At 72.7% G+C, this 21967-nt stretch carries 18 protein-coding genes; 7 read left to right on the top strand and 11 right to left on the bottom strand.

Annotated features, from left to right (window positions below):
• Positions 1 to 123 precede the first annotated feature (123 nt).
• The 3 genes from sucB to ACZ4XX_RS35325 all read right to left on the bottom strand — a co-directional run bounded on the left by sucB (position 124) and on the right by ACZ4XX_RS35325 (position 5135).
• Positions 124 to 1872, bottom strand: a complete 1749-nt coding sequence (gene sucB / locus ACZ4XX_RS35335; RefSeq protein ID WP_468511945.1) for a 2-oxoglutarate dehydrogenase, E2 component, dihydrolipoamide succinyltransferase — start codon at positions 1870 to 1872, stop codon at positions 124 to 126.
• Between the two features lie 62 nt (positions 1873 to 1934).
• Positions 1935 to 3323 carry a dihydrolipoyl dehydrogenase gene (gene lpdA, locus ACZ4XX_RS35330; protein ID WP_073919526.1) on the bottom strand — a complete coding sequence of 463 codons (1389 nt, stop codon included), beginning with the start codon at positions 3321 to 3323 and terminating at the stop codon, positions 1935 to 1937.
• Positions 3324 to 3620: 297 nt separating this feature from the next.
• Positions 3621 to 5135 (bottom strand): leucyl aminopeptidase, encoded by a 1515-nt coding sequence (locus tag ACZ4XX_RS35325; protein ID WP_468511944.1) that lies wholly within the window; start codon positions 5133 to 5135, stop codon positions 3621 to 3623.
• Positions 5136 to 5450: 315 nt separating this feature from the next.
• Between ACZ4XX_RS35325 and ACZ4XX_RS35320 the strand changes: the two genes are divergently transcribed.
• Genes ACZ4XX_RS35320 through ACZ4XX_RS35305 form a run of 4 tightly spaced genes read left to right on the top strand, consistent with a single transcriptional unit; the run spans position 5451 to position 11273 of the window.
• On the top strand, positions 5451 to 7556 hold the full coding sequence (locus tag ACZ4XX_RS35320; protein ID WP_468511943.1) for a hypothetical protein: 2106 nt from the start codon (positions 5451 to 5453) through the stop codon (positions 7554 to 7556).
• A 26-nt stretch (positions 7557 to 7582) separates the two neighbouring features.
• On the top strand, positions 7583 to 9148 hold the full coding sequence (gene pelF / locus ACZ4XX_RS35315; protein WP_468511942.1) for a GT4 family glycosyltransferase PelF: 1566 nt from the start codon (positions 7583 to 7585) through the stop codon (positions 9146 to 9148).
• Complete coding sequence (locus tag ACZ4XX_RS35310) at positions 9145 to 10644, top strand: hypothetical protein (RefSeq protein ID WP_468511941.1); 1500 nt, start codon at positions 9145 to 9147, stop codon at positions 10642 to 10644. Before pelF ends, ACZ4XX_RS35310 begins: the two co-directional genes overlap by 4 nt.
• An 11-nt stretch (positions 10645 to 10655) precedes the next feature.
• The gene (locus ACZ4XX_RS35305; protein ID WP_468511940.1) at positions 10656 to 11273 is read left to right on the top strand and encodes a spherulation-specific family 4 protein; all 618 of its coding nucleotides are present in this window, start codon (positions 10656 to 10658) and stop codon (positions 11271 to 11273) included.
• 86 nt (positions 11274 to 11359) lie between these two features.
• Here ACZ4XX_RS35305 and ACZ4XX_RS35300 read toward each other — a convergent pair whose 3' ends face one another.
• Positions 11360 to 12124: an adenosylcobinamide-GDP ribazoletransferase gene (locus ACZ4XX_RS35300; protein ID WP_468511939.1), complete on the bottom strand. Its 765-nt coding sequence runs from the start codon at positions 12122 to 12124 to the stop codon at positions 11360 to 11362.
• Between the two features lie 67 nt (positions 12125 to 12191).
• Between ACZ4XX_RS35300 and ACZ4XX_RS35295 the strand changes: the two genes are divergently transcribed.
• A complete protein-coding gene (locus tag ACZ4XX_RS35295; RefSeq protein WP_468511938.1) occupies positions 12192 to 12956 on the top strand; it encodes a hypothetical protein in 765 nt (254 codons plus the stop codon).
• Here ACZ4XX_RS35295 and ACZ4XX_RS35290 read toward each other — a convergent pair.
• The 4 genes from ACZ4XX_RS35290 to ACZ4XX_RS35275 all read right to left on the bottom strand — a co-directional run bounded on the left by ACZ4XX_RS35290 (position 12896) and on the right by ACZ4XX_RS35275 (position 17798).
• Positions 12896 to 13606 (bottom strand): hypothetical protein, encoded by a 711-nt coding sequence (locus ACZ4XX_RS35290; RefSeq protein WP_468511937.1) that lies wholly within the window; start codon positions 13604 to 13606, stop codon positions 12896 to 12898. The two genes, ACZ4XX_RS35295 and ACZ4XX_RS35290, sit on opposite strands and share 61 nt — an antisense overlap.
• Positions 13603 to 15366 carry a phosphatidylglycerol lysyltransferase domain-containing protein gene (locus ACZ4XX_RS35285; RefSeq protein ID WP_468511936.1) on the bottom strand — a complete coding sequence of 588 codons (1764 nt, stop codon included), beginning with the start codon at positions 15364 to 15366 and terminating at the stop codon, positions 13603 to 13605. The genes ACZ4XX_RS35290 and ACZ4XX_RS35285 overlap by 4 nt, the downstream gene beginning before the upstream one ends.
• Positions 15367 to 15473: 107 nt before the next feature.
• Complete coding sequence (cobT, locus tag ACZ4XX_RS35280) at positions 15474 to 16550, bottom strand: nicotinate-nucleotide--dimethylbenzimidazole phosphoribosyltransferase (RefSeq protein WP_468511935.1); 1077 nt, start codon at positions 16548 to 16550, stop codon at positions 15474 to 15476.
• 45 nt (positions 16551 to 16595) lie between these two features.
• On the bottom strand, positions 16596 to 17798 hold the full coding sequence (locus tag ACZ4XX_RS35275) for a bifunctional adenosylcobinamide kinase/adenosylcobinamide-phosphate guanylyltransferase (RefSeq protein ID WP_468511934.1): 1203 nt from the start codon (positions 17796 to 17798) through the stop codon (positions 16596 to 16598).
• A gap of 91 nt (positions 17799 to 17889) precedes the next feature.
• On the opposite strand from ACZ4XX_RS35275, the gene ACZ4XX_RS35270 reads away from it, so the two are divergent.
• Positions 17890 to 18096 (top strand): hypothetical protein, encoded by a 207-nt coding sequence (locus ACZ4XX_RS35270; protein ID WP_030314349.1) that lies wholly within the window; start codon positions 17890 to 17892, stop codon positions 18094 to 18096.
• A 117-nt stretch (positions 18097 to 18213) separates the two neighbouring features.
• On the opposite strand, the gene ACZ4XX_RS35265 is transcribed toward ACZ4XX_RS35270, so the two are convergent.
• The 3 genes from ACZ4XX_RS35265 to ACZ4XX_RS35255 all read right to left on the bottom strand — a co-directional run bounded on the left by ACZ4XX_RS35265 (position 18214) and on the right by ACZ4XX_RS35255 (position 20841).
• Positions 18214 to 19302 (bottom strand): S1C family serine protease, encoded by a 1089-nt coding sequence (locus ACZ4XX_RS35265; protein WP_468511933.1) that lies wholly within the window; start codon positions 19300 to 19302, stop codon positions 18214 to 18216.
• Between the two features lie 94 nt (positions 19303 to 19396).
• Positions 19397 to 20173, bottom strand: coding sequence for a class I SAM-dependent methyltransferase (locus ACZ4XX_RS35260; RefSeq protein ID WP_468511932.1), 777 nt, complete (start codon positions 20171 to 20173; stop codon positions 19397 to 19399).
• Between the two features lie 65 nt (positions 20174 to 20238).
• The gene (locus ACZ4XX_RS35255; protein ID WP_468511931.1) at positions 20239 to 20841 is read right to left on the bottom strand and encodes a DUF3043 domain-containing protein; all 603 of its coding nucleotides are present in this window, start codon (positions 20839 to 20841) and stop codon (positions 20239 to 20241) included.
• 272 nt (positions 20842 to 21113) lie between these two features.
• On the opposite strand from ACZ4XX_RS35255, the gene ACZ4XX_RS35250 reads away from it, so the two are divergent.
• Positions 21114 to 21967 (top strand): PspA/IM30 family protein (locus tag ACZ4XX_RS35250; protein WP_468511930.1); only part of this gene is annotated, 854 nt, incomplete at its 3' end.

Raw genomic sequence — 21967 nt, 5'->3', positions numbered from 1 at the left:
TCGATGGACCCTCCCCCCCACCCCCACCCCTCCCCCCCCCCCCCCCCCCCCCCCCCCCCCCCCCCCCCCCCCCGCAGGTGAGGCTCGTTACGTTGCCTCGGCGTATGCCTTTCGGCGTACGGCTTACAGACCGAGGTCGACCTCGAACTCGCCGGCCTCCAGGATCGCCTTGACCGAGGTCAGGTAGCGGGCGGCGTCGGCGCCGTCCACCAGACGGTGGTCGTAGGACAGCGCGACGTACGTCATGTCGCGGATCGCGATCGTCTCACCCAGGTCCGGGTGGTTGATGACGACCGGACGGCGCACGGTGGCGCCGATGCCCAGGATGGCGACCTGGTTCGGGGGCACGATGATCGTGTCGAAGAGCGCGCCGCGCGAACCGGTGTTGGAGATGGTGAAGGTCGCACCGGCCAGGTCGTCCGGGGTGATCTTGCTGGCGCGCACGGCGCCGGCCAGCTCCGCGGTCTTCTTGGAGATACCGGCGATGTTGAGGTCGCCCGCACCCTTGATGACCGGGGTCATCAGACCCTTCTCGGAGTCCACCGCGATACCGATGTTCTCGGTGTCGAAGTAGGTGATCGTGCCCTCGTCCTCGTTGATCCGGGCGTTGATGACCGGGTGGGCCTTCAGCGCCTGGGCCGCCGCCTTCACGAAGAACGGCATCGGGGAGAGCTTGACGCCCTCACGGGCGGCGAAGGCGTCCTTGGCACGGGTGCGCAGCTTCATCAGCTTGGTGATGTCGACCTCGACGACCGAGGTCAGCTGGGCCTGGCCGTGCAGCGCCTTCATCATGTTGTCGCCGATGACCTTGCGCATGCGGGTCATCTTGACGGTCTGACCGCGCAGCGGGGACACCTCGAGGGCCGGGGCCTTCGGCGCGGCCGCGGGGGCGGCGGCGACGGGGGCCTGGGCGGCCTTCTTCGCCTCGGCGGCCGCGAGGACGTCCTGCTTGCGGATGCGGCCGCCGACGCCCGAACCCTTGACGGCCGCGAGGTCGACACCGTTCTCGGTGGCGAGCTTGCGGACCAGCGGGGTCACGTACGCGCCGTCCTCCGAGGGAGCGGCCGGAGCGGCCGCGGGCGTCGCCGGGACCGGGGTGACGACCGCCGGGGCGATCGACGGGGCCTGGGCGACCGGGGCCGGGGCAGCGACCGGGGCGGCCGGCTCGGGGGCCGGGGCCGGGGCGGCCGGGGCGGCCGGAGCCGGAGCAGGCGCCGGGGCGGCCGGAGCCGGGGCGGCGGCCGGAGCGGCACCCGCGGCACCGATGACGGCGAGCTTGGCGCCGACCTCGGCGGACTCGTCCTCGGCGACGACGATCTCCAGGAGGACACCCGAGACCGGGGCCGGGATCTCGGTGTCGACCTTGTCCGTGGAGACCTCGAGCAGCGGCTCGTCGGCCTCGACGGTCTCGCCGACCGACTTCAGCCAGCGGGTCACGGTGCCCTCGGTGACCGACTCGCCGAGCGCGGGCAGCACGACGTCGGTGCCGGAGGCACCGCCGGCCGGGGCGGCCGGGGCGGCGGGAGCCTCGGCCGCGGGGGCCGGGGCGGCCGGAGCCTCGGCGACCGGCGCCGGGGCGGCCGGGGCCTCGGCGGGCTCGGCGGCCGGAGCTGCAGCGGCGGCCGGGGCGCCCGTGCCGTCGTCGATGATGGCCAGCTCGGCGCCGACCTCGACCGTCTCGTCCTCGGCGACCTTGATGGAGGCCAGGATGCCCGAGGCGGGGGCGGGGATCTCGGTGTCGACCTTGTCGGTCGAGACCTCGAGCAGCGGCTCGTCGGCCTCGACACGCTCACCCTCGGCCTTGAGCCAGCGGGTGACGGTGCCCTCGGTGACGCTCTCGCCGAGCGCCGGCAGGGTTACGGAAACCGACATGGTTTCAGTTGCTCCTAACGAATTGCGGGAAGTGGTCGTCGCGCCCTGTGATGACGTGAGCGTCAGTCGTGGGAGTGCAGAGGCTTGCCGGCCAGGGCCAGGTGGGCCTCGCCGAGCGCCTCGTTCTGCGTCGGGTGGGCGTGGATGAGCTGCGCGACCTCGGCCGGCAGCGCCTCCCAGTTGTAGATCAGCTGCGCTTCGCCGACCTGCTCGCCCATGCGGTCACCGACCATGTGGACGCCGACCACGGCACCGTCCTTGACCTGGACGAGCTTGATCTCGCCCGCGGTCTTGAGGATCTTGCTCTTGCCGTTGCCCGCCAGGTTGTACTTGAGGGCGACGACCTTGTCCGCGCCGTAGATCTCCTTGGCCTTGGCCTCGGTGATGCCGACGGAGGCGACCTCGGGGTGGCAGTACGTCACCCGGGGCACGCCGTCGTAGTCGATCGGGACGGCCTTGAGGCCGGCCAGGCGCTCCGCGACGAGGATGCCCTCGGCGAAGCCGACGTGCGCGAGCTGGAGCGTCGGGACGAGGTCGCCCACGGCCGAGATCGTCGGCACGTTGGTACGCATGTACTCGTCGACCAGGACGTAGCCGCGGTCCATCGCGACGCCCTGCTCCTCGTAACCGAGACCGGCGGAGACCGGGCCGCGGCCGATGGCGACCAGCAGCACCTCGGCCTCGAAGGTCTTGCCGTCGGCCAGGGTGACCTTGACGCCGTTGTCGGTGTACTCGGCGGACTGGAAGAAGGTGCCGAGGTTGAACTTGATGCCGCGCTTGCGGAACGCGCGCTCAAGAAGCTTCGAGCTGTTCTCGTCCTCGACGGGGACCAGGTGCTTCAGGCCCTCGATCACCGTGACGTCGGTGCCGAAGGACTTCCACGCGGAGGCGAACTCGACGCCGATGACGCCGCCGCCCAGGATGATCGCGGACTCCGGGACGCGGTCCAGGGTCAGCGCGTGGTCCGAGGAGATGATCCGGTTGCCGTCGATCTCCAGGCCCGGGAGGGACTTCGGCACGGAGCCGGTGGCCAGGAGGACGTGACGGCCCTCGACACGACGACCGTCGACGTCGACGGAGGTCGGGGAGGACAGGTGGCCGGTGCCCTCGATGTAGGTCACCTTGCGGGAGGCGACGAGACCCTGCAGACCCTTGTACAGGCCCGAGATCACGTCGTCCTTGTACTTGTGCACGGCCTTGATGTCGATGCCCTCGAAGGAGGCCTTGACACCGAACTGCTCCGCCTCGCGGGTCTGGTCGGCGACCTCGCCGGCGTGGAGCAGGGCCTTCGTCGGGATGCAGCCGTTGTGCAGGCAGGTGCCGCCGAGCTTGTTCTTCTCGATCAGTGCGACGTCCAGGCCCAGCTGCGCTCCGCGCAGCGCCGCGGCGTAACCGCCGCTACCGCCGCCGAGGATCACTAGGTCGAAAACGGTGCTGGCGTCGTTCGCCACGTCACGTCCTCCATGCATGTGCGCTCGTCGCCGGTCCTCTCGTTCCCCTTTCGGGTGAGGACCGGTCGGTCGGCTGGTGTGCGGCCGCTTATTTTCGGCCCTGTGGTGGGGGCCCTGTCCTGCCGAGAACCCATCTTCGCACTTGTTGACGGAAGGCGGGACGCGGGGCCGTGCTCTGAGACGGCCGATCGTCCGTACGGCGGGTGGACCAGAGCGTACGAACCTACGGATTTCGTCGCGGGCGAACAGCGACGGCCCCGGGCACGCAGCCCGGGGCCGTCTCCGTCACACGGCTGCTCAGACCTCGCCGGCCGCCGTCAGCTCGGCCAGCCGCACCAGGGTGCGGACCGAGGAGCCGGTGCCGCCCTTGGGGGTGTAGCCGTACGGGGCGCCCTCGTGGAAGGCCGGGCCCGCGATGTCCAGGTGGGCCCAGGTGATGCCCTCGCCCACGAACTCCTGGAGGAAGAGACCGGCGACCAGGCCGCCGCCCATCCGCTCACCCATGTTGGCGATGTCGGCGGTGGGGGAGTCCATGCCCTTGCGCAGGTCCGCGGGGAGCGGCATCGGCCAGGACGCCTCGCCGACCTCCTCCGCGATCTCGTGGATCGCGGAGCGGTAGTCGTCGTCGTTGGCCATGATGCCGAAGGTGCGGTTGCCCAGGGCCAGGACCATCGCGCCGGTCAGGGTCGCCACGTCGACGATCGCGTCCGGGTGCTCCTCGGAGGCCCTGGTCAGCGCGTCGGCGAGGACGAGCCTGCCCTCGGCGTCGGTGTTCAGGACCTCGACGGTCTTGCCGCTGTACATGCGCAGCACGTCACCCGGGCGGGTGGCGGAGCCGGACGGCATGTTCTCCGCCAGGGCGAGCCAGCCGGTGACGTTGACCTCGAGGCCGAGGCGGGCCGCGGCGACGACGGTGGAGAACACGGCGGCGGCACCGCTCATGTCGCACTTCATCGTCTCGTTGTGGCCGGCCGGCTTCAGCGAGATGCCGCCCGAGTCGTAGGTGATGCCCTTGCCGACCAGGGCGAGGGTCTTCTCCGCCTTCGGGTGGGTGTAGCCGATGCGGACCAGGCGCGGCGGGTTCTGCGAGCCGACGCCGACACCGAGGATGCCGCCGAAGCCGCCCTTGGCGAGCGCCTTCTCGTCGAGGACCTGGACCTTGAGGCCGTGCTCCTTGCCGGCGGCCTGGGCGGCGGCGGCGAAGGTGGCCGGGGTCAGGTCGTTCGGCGGCATGTTGATCAGGTCGCGGGCGCGGTTGATCTCCTCGGCGACGGCCTGGGCGCGCTCGGCGGCGGCCTTGTGGGCCTTGTCGCGCGGCTTGGCGCCGAGCAGGGCGACCTCGCCCAGCGGCTTCTTCGCGTCCTTGCCGTCCCCCGACGTCCGGTACTGGTCGAAGGCGTACGCGCCGAGCAGGGCGCCCTCCGCGATGGCGGCGGCGTCCTCGGCGTCGTCGATCGGCAGCGCGAACGCGGCCTTCTTCGAGCCGGTCAGGGTGCGGGCGGCGACACCGGCGGCCCGACGGAGGGTCTCCGCGCCGTAGGCCGCGCCGTCCTCGGGGGCGGAGCCCAGGCCGACGGCCAGGACGACGGGGGCCTTGAGGCCGGCGGGGGCGGGCAGCTTGGTCGCCTCACCCTCGGCACCCGAGGCACCCAGCGTCTCCAGGACGGCGGCGAGCCGACCGTCGAAGGCCTTGTCGACGGCCTCGGCGCCCGGGGCGACGACGAGCGTCTTCCCGGACTTCGCGACGCCGATGACGAGGGCGTCGGCGCGGAGCGTCGCTGCGCCGGCAGTGCTGAGAGTGAGAGCAGTCACGGTGGTGAAATCTCGCTTCCATTGAGTTCTGTGGCGGTCGTGGGATGGGCCGACCGTGCCCGCCGCATCGTATTTCGGCCCGGAGAGCGCCGAGAACGAGCCTACGCTCGCTCATCCGGTTCGCTCACGGCGGCGCTGATTCACTCATCCGTGGTGTCTCTTTCATGTTTACCGTTCAGGCTCGGAGCGCTCGTCCACACTCGCCTCAGCCACGCAAGGACGACCCGCTCGTCTTCGCATCATCTGCAACATCTCCGCAGGTTCGCCGCCCCGGCCCCCGGTGCGCGGGGACCTGTCGAGGGGGGACACCACCTGATGGACTCCGGCCGAATCCGTACGCCCAGAAGCGCGCCCCGCGCCCGCGGCGGTGCCCGCACCGCGCCCCGCACCGCCCGCGTCGCGGCCCTCGCCGCCGCCGCGCTGCTCGCCACCGTCGTCCCGTCCGCGCAGGCCGTCGGGGCCCCCGCGGCCGTCGTGCCCCGGATCGACCTCACCGTCCTGGTCGTGGACGACGGCGGCAGCGCGGTCGGGGCGATCACCGCCGAGCTGAAGGGCTCCGGCGTCCCGTACCGCAGGATCGACCTGAACGACCCGAACCGGCCGGTCCTCGACGCGGCCTTCCTCAGCGACACGCTCGACGGCCGTCCCCGCGCCAGGTACCAGGGCGTCGTCCTGCCCCACGAGAGCGCCTTCGGCCCCGACTCCGCCGAGCACACCGCCCTCCAGGCGTACGAACGGACCTTCGGGATCCCGCAGGTCGACGCCTACACCTGGTCGCACCCCGGCGTCGGCCTCGACTACACCAACGAGGGCGGCTGGTCCGGCGTCCTCGACGGGACCACCGCCGGCATCACCGCCGCCGGGAGGACCGGCCCCTTCCAGTACCTGGCAGGGGCACTCACCTTCGAGGACAACGATCCCTCGATCGCCGAGAGCTACGGCTACGCGGGCCGCCCCCGGGCCGGCTACACCAGCTACGTCGACGTACCGGTCGACGGCGGCGGCCGGGCCAGCCTCGTCGGCGAGTACACCGCCGACGGGCGCCGCGAACTGGTCGTCACCTTCGCCTACAACCAGTACCAGCGGCAGTTCCGGGCCCTCGCCCGCGGCATCGTCGAATGGCTCACCCAGGGCGTCCACCTCGGCCAGAGCCGCAACTACCTCTCGGTCCACGTCGACGACGTCTTCGCCCCCGACGCCCGCTGGGACAGCGGACTCAACTGCACGCCCGGCGACTTCGACTGCGTCGGCGACGACAGCGAGGGCGTATCCCCGATCCGCATGACGGTCGCCGACGCCCAGTACGCCGCCGCCTGGCAGAAGTCCTCCGGATTCACCCTCGACATGGTCTACAACGGCGGCCAGGGCGAGCAGTGGAAGACCGAGCACGCCGGCTCCGACCCGCTCACCGACCGGCTCGTCGCCGACCGCGCCCAGTACCGGTGGATCAACCACACGTACACCCATCCCTTCCTCGGCTGCGTCCAGGACAACGCCGTCGTCCCCTGGCAGTGCGCCAAGGACACCAAGGGCAACACCCTCTGGGTCAGCCGCGCCGAGCTGTCCGCCCAGATCCGCGACAACCACAACTGGGCCGTCCGCAAGGGCATCTCCGTCGACCGCTCCGAACTCGTCACCGGCGAGCACTCCGGCCTCAGGACCCTGCCCCAGCAGCCCGTCGACAACCCGAACCTGGCCGGCGCCCTCGCCGACAACGGGGTCAGGTGGACCGGCAGCGACAACTCCCGCGAGCCGCAGCAGCGTTCGATCGGGACCGCGTCCGGCGCCGCGAAGACCGTGCCCCGCCACCCCATGAACGTGTACTACAACGTGGGCACCGCCGCCGAGATGGCCGACGAGTACAACTGGATCTACACCTCCCGCGCCGACGGCGGCAGCGGCATCTGCGAGTCCAACCCGGCCTCCACCTGCCTGCCCGCCCCGCTCCCCACGGCCACCGGCTACGCCGACCACATCGTGCCGCAGGAAGCCCGCACCGCCCTCTCCCACGTCCTCGGCAACGACCCCCGGCCGCACTACGTGCACCAGTCGAACCTCGCCGAGGAGCGCCTGCTCTACCCCGTCCTCGACCGGGTACTCGCCGACTACCGGGGCCTGTTCGCGCCGAGCGCGCCCCTGGTGAACCCGGCCCAGCGGGACGTCGGCATCGAACTGACCCGCCGCGCCGCCTGGGACCAGGCCCTCGCCGCCGGAAAGGTCACCGCCTACCGCATCGGCACCGCGGTCACCGTCAAGGCCCCGGCCGGTCTCACCGTGCCCGTCACCGCCCCCGAGGGCACCCGCAAGCGCCTCGTCCTCGGCACCGCCGTCTTCGGCGCGCCGTACGCCGGGACCCGCTCCGCCTGGACCGCGCCCGAACTGCTCCAGACCAGCGTCACACTCACGCTCCCGACCGCCTGACCAGCACGTTCTGGGGGGAACCGCACATGCCGAGCAGTGGCCGTCATGTCACCATGCTCACCGAAGGCACCTATCCGCATGTCCACGGCGGCGTCAGCACCTGGTGCGACCAGCTCGTCCGCGGCATGCCCGAGGTCGACTTCGAGATCCTCGCCCTCACGGGCAGCGGCCGCGAACCCGTCACCTGGGAGCTGCCGTCCAACGTCACCCGGCACACCGCCTACCCCCTGTGGGGACTCCCGCAGGGGCCGACCGCGCCCGGCCTGTTCGCCGGAGCGCGCCGGCCCCTGCGGGGGCGCGAGCGGCGCCGCTTCCTCGACACCTACGAGCGCCTGCTCCTCGCCCTCCTCGACCCGGAGGCGGGCTACGACTTCGGCACCAGCCTGTACCGACTCGCCGAACTCGCGCGGCAGGGCCGCCTGACCCACGCCCTGCGCTCCGAGGCCGCCCTGCGCTCCCTGATGTGGATCTGGACCATGCCGCATCTGCCGACGCTCGCGGCCCGGCCCACCGTCCACGACGCGCTCACCGCCACCGACCTGCTCGAACACGCCCTCCGGCCGCTGGCCGCCCGGATATCCACCGACGGCGTCGCCCACGCCGTCTCCAGCGGCCTCGCGACCCTTCCGGCGCTCGCCGCACAGCACTTCGAAGGGGTGCCCTTCCTGCTCACCGAACACGGCATCTACCTCCGCGAGCGCTATCTCGGCTACCGCACCGAGGCGCAACGCTGGCCCGTCAAGGCCCTCATGCTCGGCTTCTACCGTGAGCTCAACACCCTCGGCTACCGCAAGGCCGACCTCATCACCCCCTGCAACCAGTACAACCGGCGCTGGGAGGAGCGCGGCGGCGCCCCCGCCGACCGCATCCGCACCGTCTACAACGGCGTCGACCCGGCCCTCTTCCCCGAGGCCGGACCCGAACCCGAGACGCCCACGCTCAGCTGGTGCGGCCGCGTCGACCCCATCAAGGACCTCGAAACCCTGATCAGGGCGTACGCCATCTGCCGGGCCGAACTGCCCGCGCTGAGGCTCCGGTTGTTCGGGCCGGTCCCCGCCGGGAACGAGGACTACCTCACCCGTCTGGAGAAGCTCGCCGCCGAACTCGGCGTCACCGACGGGATCACCTTCGAGGGCCGGATCTCCGACGTGCCCAGCGCCTACGCGGCCGGCAGCGTGGTGATGCTCTCCTCCATCAGCGAGGGCTTCCCGTTCTCCCTCATCGAGGCCATGTCCTGCGGTCGCGCCACCGTCTCCACCGACGTCGGCGGGGTACGGGAGGCCGTCGGTGACACCGGGATCGTCGTCCCGCCCCGCGAGCCGGCCGTCATGGCCGCCGCCGTCACCGAACTCCTTTGCGACGGGGCCCGCCGCGCCGAACTCGGCCGGCTCGCGCGGCAGCGGGTGGTGGACCGCTTCACCCTGCACCGCTCGGTGGACGGCTTCCGCCAGATCTACCGCGAACTGGCGGGCGACCGGGTCCTCCCCGCGCCGCGCCCGGTCCCGACGTTCACCCCCTCGCCCCTCCGCCTGAGCATCCCCGCCCCGCGCCGTGCCTCCACGGCCCTCGTACCAGGAGGCACCCCGGCATGAGCGGCTCGCTCTGGCTCAAGCCCCCGACCACGGAGACCTCCCTCCCCGCGATCCCACGGCCCCGCCGTGAGCACCGTGGGGCCGCGGGACGCACCACGCCCCCGCCGGCCGACGGCTCCGCGGCCCCCGGCGCCCGCCCGGCGGGGCCGACCGCCCCCGCCGGAGGCGAACTCGCCGAGGATCCGCTCGACGAGCTCGCCGAACGGATCGGCGGGCTCGTCGCCGTCGCCGTGCACCCCGACGAGATCGCCGCCGTCCTCGAGTCCGACGGCATGACCGACGACCACATCCGGCTCACCTACGGCCGCGCCGACTCCTTCGAGCTCGCCGAGGACCTCTACGCGCGCGTGGAGCGCCGCCACCCCGCCCCCGAGGCGCCGCCCGGTGGCTCCTGGCACACCGGGCTCGCGGGCTGCCTCCTGCGCGGACTCGTCTTCGCGCTGCCCGGCCTCGCGTACGTCCTCGCCGCGCCCCTGCTCGCGGGGGAGCAGGGCCGGTTCGGGCTCCCGGGCGGAACGGTTCCGCTGCTCGCGGGCGCCGTCACCGGCTGGGTCTGGAACCAGGCCCTCGCCCACCGCGCGTACACCTGGCTGGGTCTCGGAGACCGGCCCGCCGCCGCCCGCGCCCTGCTCCTCGGGGCCCCGGCGGGCGCCCTCGCCGGTACGGTCGTCGCCCTCGCGGCGGCCGCTCCCGGCGAGACTCCGGCGGCCCTGTTCGCCGCCGGGCAGTCGGTCTACCTCGCCGCCGCGACCGTGCTCCTGGTGCTCGGCCGTGAACGGGCCCTGCTCTGCGCCCTGGCGCCGCTCGCCGGAGCCGTCCCCGCCTTCCGCTGGGACCTGCCCGACCTCCTGCGCGCCGGCCTCCTCCTCACCGCGGTCACCGCGAGCGTCGTCTTCGCCGGGCTCGTCCTCCGGCCGGGAGCGCGGCGGGGAGTGGCGGGACGCGGCGGGCCCCCGCGCGCGGCTTCCCTGCCGTACGGCCTCTTCGGCCTCGGCAGCGGGCTGCTCGTGCTCCACGCGGGCATCGGCGACACCCTGGTGAGCGGGGCGGGCGCCGTCATCGCGCTCACCCTCTCCATGGGGCCCGCCGAGTGGCTGCTGCACCGCTTCAGGGGCGAGAGCCTGGGCCGGCTGCGGACCCTGGCCACCGCACGCGAGTTCCGCCGCGCGGTCACCGGCACCCTCGTGCTCTGCCTCGGCGGCTACCTCGGCGTCCTCGTCACGCTCACCGTCGCCGTGACCCTGGCCTGGCCCGGGGCTCCCTGGCCGACGCCGCCGCGGCTCGTCACCCTGCTCCTGATCGGGACCGTGCTCTGGCTGGGGCTGCTGCTCCAGGCCTTCGGTGCGGTGCTCAGCGCGGCCGCCGTCTGTCTGCTCGCGGCGGCGGCGCAGACGCTGGAACCCGCGGCGGGCCCGGTGGCGGCCGGGGGAGCGGCGGCCGTGCTCGCCGTCCTCACCTGCGTCCTGCTGGTCCGACCGACCGCCCACCGCGTCTAGGAACCCGGCCCGTGAATCGTTTCCTCCTGGTGCCGTTCTACGAGCACCCGGCCGACCGGCCCGAGGCCTGGTCGGCCCTCGTGGACGCGGCGCCGTCGCTGTACGGCGTCGTCGTCAACCCGGCGAGCGGCGCGGGCGTGGCCCCCGACGCGGCGTTCGCGGAGGCCGCCGACCGGTTGCGGGCGGCCGGGGTACGGCTCCTCGGCTACGTGGACACCGCCTACGGGCGGCGCCCGCACGCCGAGGTCGTCACCGACCTGCTCCGCCACCGCGACTGGTACGGCACCGACGGCGCCTTCCTCGACCAGGTGTCCACCGCGCCCGACGCCCTCGCCCACTACCGCCGGGTCGCGGTCGCGGCGCGGTCCGCCGGGGCGGCGACCCTGGTGCTCAACCACGGCGCCCATCCGGACCCGGGCTACGAGGAGTTCGCCGACCTCCTCGTCACCTTCGAGGGCCCCTGGGACACGTACCGGAAGCTGGATCTGCCGGTGGCCGCCCACTACTGCCACCTCGTCTACGCGGCTCCGCCAGGCGTCCGCCCGGTCACCCCGGTGCACTGCGCCGTCCCCGGCGCGGGCGCGCATCCCTGGGGCACCCTCCCGCACCTCCCGGAGCCCGCCCGCTGAGCCCGCCGGGGCGGGAGGGGCCGCGAGGGGCCGCGAGGGGCGCGAGGGGCGCGAGGGGCGCGAGGAGTGTGGCAGGCACGGCTCGGTCACCCCAGGGCGAGTGCCACCAGCGCCGTCGCCGCCGCCGTCTCCTCCACCGCCCCGAACACGTCACCCGTCACGCCGCCGAACCGCCGTACGCACCGGCGCAGCAGTGCCGCCGCCGCGCCCAGGGCCGCACCCGCCGCCAGGACGTTGTGGACCGCGTCGTACGGGGAGAACAGCAGACCGGAAGCGGCGCAGAGGACCAGGACGGCCGCCGTCGAGAGGGTCGCGGACCGGACCGGGACGGTCGCGGCGACGATCGCCCCGAGGCCCTCGGGGCGGGCCGCGGGGACGCCCTGCCGGGAGGCGTGGGTGAGGGCGAGGCGGGCGACGGTCGCGGCGAGGGCGGCGCCGACCGCGCCGTGCGCCCAGCTCTCCCCGTACAGCTCGAAGAGCGCGGCGACCTGGGCGAGCAGGACGAGCAGCAGCACGATGACGCCGAACGGGCCGACGTCCGACTGCTTCATGATGCGCAGCGCGTCCTCGGCGGGCTTGGCGCTGCCGAGGCCGTCGGCCGTGTCGGCGAGGCCGTCGAGGTGGAGGCCGCGGGTGAGGAGGGCGGGTACCGCGGTGGAGACGACGGCGGCGAGCAGCGGGCCCGAGTCGAGCGCGAGGAACGCGCCGCCCAGCCCGCCGGCGCAGAGCCCGACGACCAGACCGGCCAGCGGGGCGCAGAGCATGCCGGCGCGCGCCGCGTCCCGGTCCCAGCGGGTGATGCGGGCGGGGAACACGGTGAGGGTGCCGAAGGCGAAACGCAGGCCGTCCATCCGGGCAGGGTAATCGCCGCCTCCGGACGGTAGATTGCGCATACCGCGCATATCGGAACGGGGTGGCATGGGTCACTGGTTCTCCCGCAACATCGTCGAGCCGGGCAAGCTCCCGATGCTTCTCGCGCTGACCTCCTTCATCGTGACGTTCCTGGTCACGAGGACCATCGTCCGTCTCATCCGGGCGGGGAAGGGGCCCTTCGGGAACGTCTCCTCCGGCGGGCTCCACATCCATCACGTCGTGCCGGGCGTGGTCCTCACCGTCATCGGCGGTTTCGGCGCGGTGGGAAGCGACCGGCACGGGGTCGGCGCCGCGGTGTTCGCCGTCGTCTTCGGGGTCGGCGCGGGGCTCGTCCTGGACGAGTTCGCGCTGATCCTGCATCTCGACGACGTGTACTGGACCGACGAGGGCCGCAAGAGCGTCGAGGTGGTCGTCCTCACCGCCGCTCTGGTCGGGCTCACCCTGAGCGGCTTCTCGCCGCTGGGCGTCGACGACATGACCGCCGACGAACGCCAGGACCGGTTCACCTTCATCCTGACCCTCGCGCTGAACTTCCTCCTCATCCTGATCACCCTGGTGAAGGGGAAGTTCCGGATGGCGGTGATCGGGACCCTGGTGCCGTTCGTGGCGATCGTCGGCGCCGTCCGGCTCGCCCGCCCCGGCTCCTGGTGGGCCCGGCGCTTCTATCCGCGCCGCCACCGGGCGCGGGCCCGTTCCCGGATTCGCACGTACCGCCACGACAAGCGCTGGACCAAGGTCCGGCGCCGGGCTCAGGACTTGATCGGAGGCTTCCAGGAGCGGGTCCCCGGACGGGGCTCCACGCCCTCCTGACCGCGCTCGCGCCAGGCCTGGATCCCCATGAGGACGAGGACGCCGGCGATGGCCGCGAGATGCTCCTTGCCCGCCAGGTTCGGCTTGACGATCACCTCGACGACCATCGCCACGACCACGAGCGTGCCCGTCCACCGGGCCCCGTACCGCCAGCAGACGTAGACGGCGAGGCCGACCACGGCCGCAGAGGGCCCGGTGTCGTGAACCTGCGCGTCGGTGGCGGGCAGCCCGAACGGGTTGTCCGGGCCGAGGGCGATGCCCACGCGGGCGTACAGCGTCCCGCAGAGGGTCGCCAGATAGGCGACGGCGAGCGTCCGCCACCGGCCGAGGCAGATCTCGGCGATCCCGAAGACCAGCAGGACCTGCGCGAGAGCCCCCCACACGGGCAGGTCGAGCGCGGGCACGAACAGCGACAGCGGAGTCCGGAGCAGCGCCAGCCAGAACGGGTCATCGGCCCGCACGGAGCCGATGTTCTGGACCGGCTGATAGCCCCAGTCCTGGTTCTGCACCAGCTGGAAGAGGGCGGTGAGACAGACGGCGGCGAGCGTCATCGGGACCGCCCTCCACCTCTTCGTGACGAGCGCCGTCCGTACGGTGAAGAACAGCGGGCCCCACTCGCGGCGGGCGAACTCCCGGAGTGCGCGGGTCAACGGCCGCTCTCCAGATGGCGGCGGTGCATCCACTTCGGCAGCCCGGGGGCCTCCAGGAACCCCTCCGCGCGACCGGCCGCGAGGCCGATGCGCAGCAGGTCCGCACTCTTCTCGAAGAGCATGAATCGGGGCTCCCAGATCGGTCGGTACTTGGCGTTGGCGCGGTACAACGACTCGATCTGCCACCAGCGGGAGAAGAAGCTGAGCAGTGAACGCCACATGCGCAGCACGGGTCCCGCCCCGAGCTTCGAGCCACGTTCGAAGACGGACCGGAACATCGCGAAGTTGAGCGAGACCTGGGTGATCCCGATCTCCTTGGCGCGCTGGAGGAGTTCGATGACCATGAACTCCATCAGGCCGTTCTCCGACTCGCGGTCCCGGCGCATCAGATCCAGCGAGAGCCCCTTCGGGCCCCACGGGACGAAGGACAGCACCGCCCGCAGCTCACCTTCCCCGTCAGTGCACTCCAGCATCACGCACCGCCCGTCCCGCGGATCCCCGAGCCGGCCCAGCGCCATCGAGAAGCCGCGCTCGGTCGCCCCGTCCCGCCAGTCGTCGGCCTTCCGCAGCAGCTCGGCCATCTCCTCGGCGGGGATGTCCTCGTGGCGCCGGATCCGGACCTCGTACCCGGCCCGCTTGACCCGGTTGAAGGCCTGCCGGACCGTCCGCATGGCCCGCCCGTCCAGGGTGAACTCGTCGGTCTCCACGATCGCCTCGTCGCCCAGCTCCAGGGCGTCGAGACCGTGCCGGGCGTAGATGACCCCGGCCTCCTCGCTCGCGCCCATCACCGCCGGGATCCAGCCGTGCTCGCGCGCCTCCGCCAGCCAGGGCTCGATGGCCCCGGGCCAGGCCTCGGGGTCGCCGATCGGGTCGCCGGAGGCGAGCGAGACCCCGCCGACCACCCGGTAGGTGACCGCGGCCTTCTCGCTCGGCGACCAGACGACGCTCTTCTCGCGGCGCAGCGCGAAGTAGCCGAGCGAGTCGCGGTCCCCCTGCTTGTCGAGCAGGGCCCGCAGTCGCTCCTCGTCCTCCTCGGTCAGCGGGTCGGTGGCCCGGCGGGAGCGGAAGGCGGCGAAGAGCACCGCGAACAGCAGCAGCGTGGACAGGACGTTGATGGTGACGTCGACCCAGCCGGGAGTGGTGATCCCGGCGAACCGCGAGTCGTCCGACGCCAGGGTGATCAGCCGCATCACTCCGTACCGCCAGCGCTCCAGGAAGGTGGAGTGGGCGGTGGACGTGTTGGTGACGGTGACCAGGACGGCCGCGAGCAGTGAGGTGACGAGCAGTCCGCCGACCGCGACGATCGCGGCGAGCCACGGGTTGGAGCGGTCGCCCTTCGCGTAGAACTCCTTGCGGCCCAGCAGCAGCGCGAGCACGAACGCGGCGGTCAGGACCAGCGAGATCCAGTTCTGGGCGTGCTGCCGGATCTCCGGGAAGAACATCACCAGCGCGAACAGCAGCAGGAAGAGCCCGCCGAGCACCATGTTGAGGATCCACGCGGCCCGCTTGCGCCGTCGCATGGTGATCGCCAGGAAGAGCGTGAAGACCCCCGAGGCGAAGCCCGCCGTGAGCATGTACGGGGTGAAGTAGTTGTCCTCGTTGTGGCGGCGGAGGTCCTGCCCGAAGGAGACCCAGACGGCACTCAGGAAGTTGATGAACGTGACGACGCGCAGGTACCAGACGGCGAACGCGGCGCTGCGCCGTGAACGGGCGGTCGTGCCCCGGGGTGCGGCTTCGACAGGCAAGCGGACTTCTCCCATGAAAAGCGATCATATGGGGCAGTGCTTGCGGTGCGGAGACGCCGGAGACGGCCACGCGCGCGTCGCGCGTGACCGCCTCGGAGTCGATCGTTCCCGTCCCCCCGACCTCAGGCCTCCGCAGCGCCCTCGTCGTCCGGAGTGGTCGGATCCGGACGCTCGGGCAGCTCCGCGGCGAACGCCGCCGCGGCCTTGACGAGGGGGAGTGCGAGCAAAGCCCCGGTTCCCTCACCGACATGGACGCCGTGGTCGAGCAGAGGGTTGAGCGCCATCCGGTCCAGCGCCTTCGCCTGCGCCGGCTCCCCGCTCACCTGACCCGCGAGCCACCAGTCCGGAGCCCGGAACGCCGCCCGCTGCGCCACCAGCGCGCACGCCGCTCCCACCACACCGTCCAGGATCACCGGCATCCGTCGCACCGACGCCTGCAGCAGGAAGCCGGTCATCGCCGCGAGATCCGCCCCGCCGACCGCCGCCAGCAGCTCCAGCTGATCACCCAGGACCGGCCGGGCCCGCCGCAGCGAGTCCCGGATCGCCGCGCACTTCCGCATCCACGCCAGATCGTCGATCCCGGCACCGCCCCGGCCCGTCACCACCGAGGCGTCCGTCCCGCAGAGCGCGGCGATCAGCGTCGCGGCCGGCGTCGTCCCGCCGACGCTCAGATCCCCGAGCACCACCAGATCGGTGCCCGAGTCCGCCTCCTCGTCGGCGATCGCGATCCCGAGCCGGACCGCCGCCTCGGTCTCCTCGACCGTCAGCGCGTTCTCGACGTCGATCCGGCCGCTGCCGCGCCGCACCCGGTGACGCACCACCTCGGCGGGCAGCAGCTCCGGGTCACAGTCCAGCCCCGCGTCCACGACCCGGACCGGCACCTCCGTCGACCGGGCGAGAACCGCGATCGGGCTCACCCCGTCCAGCACCGCGCGCACCAGCTCGTGCGCGGTGCCCGCGGGGCGCCCCGACACATCGAGCGAGGCCACCCCGTGGTCGCCCGCGAAGAGCACCACCTTCGGCTGCTCGATCGCCCGCACCTTGACCGAGGCCTGCGCGGCCGACAGCCACTCACCGAGCTCGTCGAGCCGACCGAGCGCACCCGGCGGCACGGCCAGCCGCTCACGGCGCTCCTCGGCGTCACGCCGGATCCCCCCGTCGGGGCGCTCGATCAGATCGGAGAAGTCGTCCAGGTTCACGGGTTTCCGCCTTGTGGATCAGCGAGGGCCATCGGTGCTCGCACCCTACCCGCGCAGCACGAGCGCCTGACCGGCGACCACGAGGAGGACCTCCTCGCACTCGTCCGCGAAGGCCGCGTTCAGCCGGCCCAGCTCGTCACGGAAGCGGCGCCCCGCCGCCGTCGCCGGCACCACGCCCGAGCCGACCTCGTTCGTCACGGCGACGACCGTACGACGGGTCGCCCGCACCGCCGCCACCAGCTCGGCCGTCCGCTCGCGCAACGCGCCCTGCCCGCCGTCGGCCCACACCCTGTCGTCCCAGGCCCCCACCCGGTCCATGGCATCGGTCAGCCACAACGACAGACAGTCGACGAGGAGCGCCGGCCCGTCCCCTTCGAGCAGCGGTACGAGGTCACAGGTCTCGGCGGTACGCCAGGACCCCGGCCGCCGCTCCCGGTGCAGGCCCACCCGCTCCGCCCACTCCGGATCGCCCTCCCGGCTCCCGCCCGTCGCCACGTACAGCACCTCGGGGAAGGTCTCCAGACGCCGCTCGGCCTCCACGGACTTCCCCGACCGGGCCCCGCCGGTCACCAGGGTCCGCCGGGGCACGTCCGGCACCTCGTGGTACTCGCCCACGTACAGCGTCGTCCCGTCCGGCACCGCCCGCGCGCCCGCCGCCGCGAGCCGCCGGTCCAGCTCGGCACCGGTCGGCGCGTCGTGGTCCAGATGGACGGCGACCACATCGGTCGCCGGCCCGACGGCCCCGGTCGCCCGCAGCCGGGCCAGCGCGTCCGGCCGCCCCGTCACATCGGCGACCACCATGTCGTACGGCACCCGGTGATCCTCCGGAAGCCCGGCCGGCGACCCGCCGGGCGGCAGATAGAGCAGCGTCTCGCCGTCGGCCGAGGTCACCTCGTACCCGGTACCGGGGGAGTCCATCGACACCGCCCGCACCCGGTGCCCGGAGATCAGCGTCAACTCCCGTCCGTCCGGCACCCGCCCGGCAGTGGGCAACCCCGCGGGCACCTCCACCGCGGGCCCGTCGTGCGGATGGGTCAGCAGCACCTGCCGCACGCCCACCAGTGAATGCCCGGACCGCGCGGCGGCGAGAGCGGCCCCCGGCGTCAGATCGAGCAACAGGGCCCCGTCCACCAGCAGCGCCGTCGCGGCGCGAACCCGTGGCCCACGGGAGAGCGCGCACACGGCGCAGGAGCAGTCGGGACGGGGCAGTCCGAGCGGGGCGCCGGTGCCGAGCAGAGTCAGTTCCACCCTCAGATCCTCCCGCGCCACCGCGAGCCGTGCGCGCCCGGCTACTCTGCGGGCAGGAAACCGATCATCCGGTGAGCGCCAGGAGGCGGACATGGCATGGACGTGGCGGTTCGAGAAGTCCGACGGCACAGAGGTCGAGCCGGTGGTGACGCCTGAGGAGTTCACCACCCAGGGCGACGCGGAAAGCTGGATCGGCGAAAACTGGCGCGATCTGCTGGGCGGGGGTGCGGACCAGGTGACCCTGTCGGAGGACGGGACGAAGATCTACGGCCCGATGCCCCTGAACGCGGAGGGCTAGAGCGCCCGGCAACCAGGAACGGGGGTGCGGGCGCGACGTCCCCGCACCCCCACCACGGACACGCACCCACCAGCGACACCGCCCCCCCGCCCCGCTGTTCCGCCCCGGGCGCCTTGTCTACATCTCGCCCAGCGTGACCTCCGCCTTCTCCGTCGCCGCCCCCCGGACATACGTCACCGTCACCACGTCCCCCGGCCGATGCGAAGCCAACGCCTCCGACAGCGACGTGATCGTCGTGACGTCCGTGTCGCCCAGCCGCGTGATCACATCCCCGGGCTTCAGCCCGGCCCGGCCCGCCGCCCCGTCCGCCGGCGCCTCGACGACCGCGACGCCCGCCGGCTCGTAGTCGTCGTCGAGGACCGTACGGCCGGTGATGTTGAGGGCCGCCCGGCCCGAGTCGGTGACCTTGCCGTCCTTGACGATCTGGTCGGCGATCGTCCGTACCGTCGACGCCGGGATCGCGAAGCCGATGCCGGCGGCCGAGCCGCCGCCCATCTCCGGGTCGATCGCCGCGAGCGTCGGGATGCCGATCACCTCGCTGCCCAGGTTCACCAGCGCGCCCCCGCTGTTGCCGGGGTTGATGGCGGCCGACGTCTGGACCATGTTCGCGATGGTCGCGCCGGTGCCGCCGCCCGTCTGTCCCTCGCTGACGGTGCGGCCTGTCGCCGAGACGATGCCCTGGGTCACGCTGCCGGACAGGCCGAGCGGCGAGCCCATCGCGAGCACGATCTGCCCCATGTCGACGGAGGCCGAATCGCCGAACCTGGCCGGTTTCAGGCCCTGGGGCAGCGAGGCCGTCTTGATCACCGCGAGGTCCTGCTCGGGGTAGGAGGAGACGAGCTGGGCGGTGACCGGCTGCCCACCCGTCGCGGCGGTCACCTTGAAGGACTTCTCCCGGCCCACGACATGCGCGTTGGTGACGATGTGGCCCTTGTTGTCGTAGACGACCCCGGACCCGAGGCTCTCGGTCGCGTCGATCTGTACGACGGAGGGCAGGACGTTCTTGATGACGGCCTTGTAGTCGTCCTCGAGATCGTTGGCGGCGAGCGGTGCCGCCGCCTGCGTGGAGCGTTCCGGCGCGGGCGTGCCTCCGCCGCCGGAGCAGCCGCCGAGGAGCGCGACGGCGCACACGGCGGCGGTCAGGTGCAGAAGAGGACGAGGAGTACGGAGCGTACGGAGACGGGCACGGGCACGGGTTGCGTCCATGTCCGGAGTATCCGATTCGGCCTGGTGCCGGGCCCGGCGAGCGCACCCGATCAGGGGTGCGCGACCGCCGCCGGTCCGGCCGGGGGGCCTGCCGTCAGCCCCGCACTCCACAGAGGTGCAGAAGCGCCGCCACCCGTCGGTACGGCTCCGTCCGCCCCGCCCGGTCCTCGGCGGCGAGCAGCCGCTCGAGTTCCTCGGCGGCCGGCAGACCCGCCTCGGCCGGGACGCTGTCGGTGAAGACCCGTACCCCGTACCAGGCGTGCAGCGGCGCCGCGATCCCGGCGAGCGTCGCCGTCAGCGCGTCGAGGCGGTCGGCCCGCACCTTCACGCCGTTGTCGTCGGTGTAGACGTCCGAGTCGAAGCCGGTGAGCGCGCCGGACCAGTCCCCGGCGAGCCCCGGGCGCATGGAGAGGGCCTCCGCGTTCCGCACGACCAGGGAGAGGAGCCCCCCGGGCGCGAGCATCCGGGCCAGGCCCGCGAGCAGCGCGTCGGGCTCGTCCGCGTACATGAGGACACCGTGGCAGAGGACCACGTCGAAGCTGCCGGGGAGGAAGTGCACCCCGGTCTCGCGCCCGTCGCCCTCGATCAGCCGGACCCGCTCACGGATTCCGGCGGGCTCGGTCGCCAGCGACTCACGGGCCGCTTTCAGAAGATCGGGATCGGCTTCGAGGCCGGTCACCGTGTGGCCCGCGCGGGCGAGGCGCAGCGCCTGCGTGCCCTGGCCCATGCCCGCGTCGAGGATGCGGAGCCGCTGTCCTACGGGATAGCGGCCGGATATCTGCTCGTCGAGCTGGCGGGCGACGATCTCCTGACGGATGGTGTCGCGCAGCCCGCCGGAACCGGCGGGCCAGTGCACGACCACGGGCAGCACAGGACCGCCCGATTCCGACGTCGCGGCGCCGAAGGCGCGCTCGACGGGCTCCGAACTGTCGGCGCTCAGGGCCGCTCTCCGCGCTTGACCTGCGGCTTCGGCAGTCGCAGTCGGCGCATCTGGAGCGTACGCATCAGACCGTAGGCGATGGCGCCGCGCTTCGGCTCGTTCGGGAAGCGCTTGTCGAGCTGCTTCCGGAGCCGGATCCAGATGCCGACCGAGTCGATGACGATCAGGATGATCACACCGAGCCAGAGGAGCAGCGAGATGTTCTGCAGTGACCGGTTGGCGTTGCCGAACAGCGACAGCACGAGGATCACCACGGCCATCGGGAGGAAGAACTCGGCGATCGCGAACCGCGAGTCGACGAAGTCGCGCACGAAGCGGCGGACCGGACCCTTGTCGCGGGCCGGCAGGTAACGCTCGTCGCCACTGGCCAGCGCCTCGCGCTGACGCGCCAGGTCCGAGCGGCGTGCCTCGCGCTGGCGCTTGGCGGCCTCCTTGCGGTCGGTCGGCACCGTCGCGGCGCGACGGCGCTGGGTCTGCGCCTCACTCCGCTTCGGGGTCGGGCGGCCCTTGGGGGCCTCGGGGTCGCGGGGCTGCTTGGAAAGGTCCGCCGTCACCTTGTCGGTGGGGGCCTTCTCGTCCTTCGAACGGCTACGGAACACAAAACCCAAGGGTACGGGGTGGCGGGCATGAACCCCATGCCGGGCGGGAACGATCCGCTAACAGAGTGCGTCTAGGGCGGTACGTACGCAGGACAGGCGCGGTTTCCCCTAGATCCATCTACTCCCTGCGCGGGAGGGAACGCCGGGCGTAGTCGTCCTTTGGGAGGAGCGCATCCCGCTCCGAACAGTGCGGTAATGGAGACAGGGCCCGTACTGTGGACCCTGTCGAAGAGCTGGAGCCGAAGTCCGTCAGAAGGGGGCGCGCGAAGCCCATGAGCGGTGTCATGAAGCGTATGGGGATGATCTTCCGCGCGAAGGCGAACAAGGCCCTTGACCGGGCCGAGGACCCGCGCGAGACGCTCGACTACTCCTACCAGAAGCAGCTGGAGCTGCTGCAGAAGGTGCGACGCGGTGTGGCCGACGTCGCCACCTCCCGCAAGCGGCTCGAACTCCAGCTGAACCAGCTGCAGGGCCAGTCCGCCAAGCTGGAGGACCAGGGCCGCAAGGCGCTGGCGCTCGGCCGCGAGGACCTGGCGCGCGAGGCGCTGTCCCGTCGCGCCGCGCTCCAGCAGCAGGTCAGCGACCTGGAGGTGCAGCACCAGACGCTGCAGGGCGAGGAGGAGAAGCTCACCCTCGCCGCCCAGCGTCTTCAGGCCAAGGTGGATGCCTTCCGCACCAAGAAGGAGACCATCAAGGCGACCTACACGGCGGCCCAGGCGCAGACCCGGATCGCCGAGTCCTTCTCCGGAATCTCGGAGGAGATGAGCGACGTCGGCCTCGCGATCCAGCGGGCCGAGGACAAGACCGCCCAGCTCCAGGCGCGCGCCGGCGCGATCGACGAGCTGCTCGCCTCGGGTGCCCTCGACGACCAGTCCGGGCTCGCGAAGGACGACATCCAGGCGGAGCTCGACCGGCTCTCCGGCGGTACGGACGTCGAGCTGGAGCTCCAGCGGATGAAGGCGGAGCTGGCCGGCGGCCCTTCGGCGCAGCAGCAGGCGCTCGAGGGCGGCGGGGGGGGGGGGGGGGGGGGGGGAACCGCCCCCCCCCCCCCCCCCCCCCCCCCCCCCCCCCCCCCCCCCCGAGAAGAGGGTGGTGGGGAGAGGAACCGCAGGCACCCACCTCCCCA

The organism is Streptomyces sp. NPDC029956 (assembly GCF_055574655.1).
Note: the sequence above shows the minus strand (reverse complement) of the source record. Positions and strands in the feature narration are given on the sequence as shown.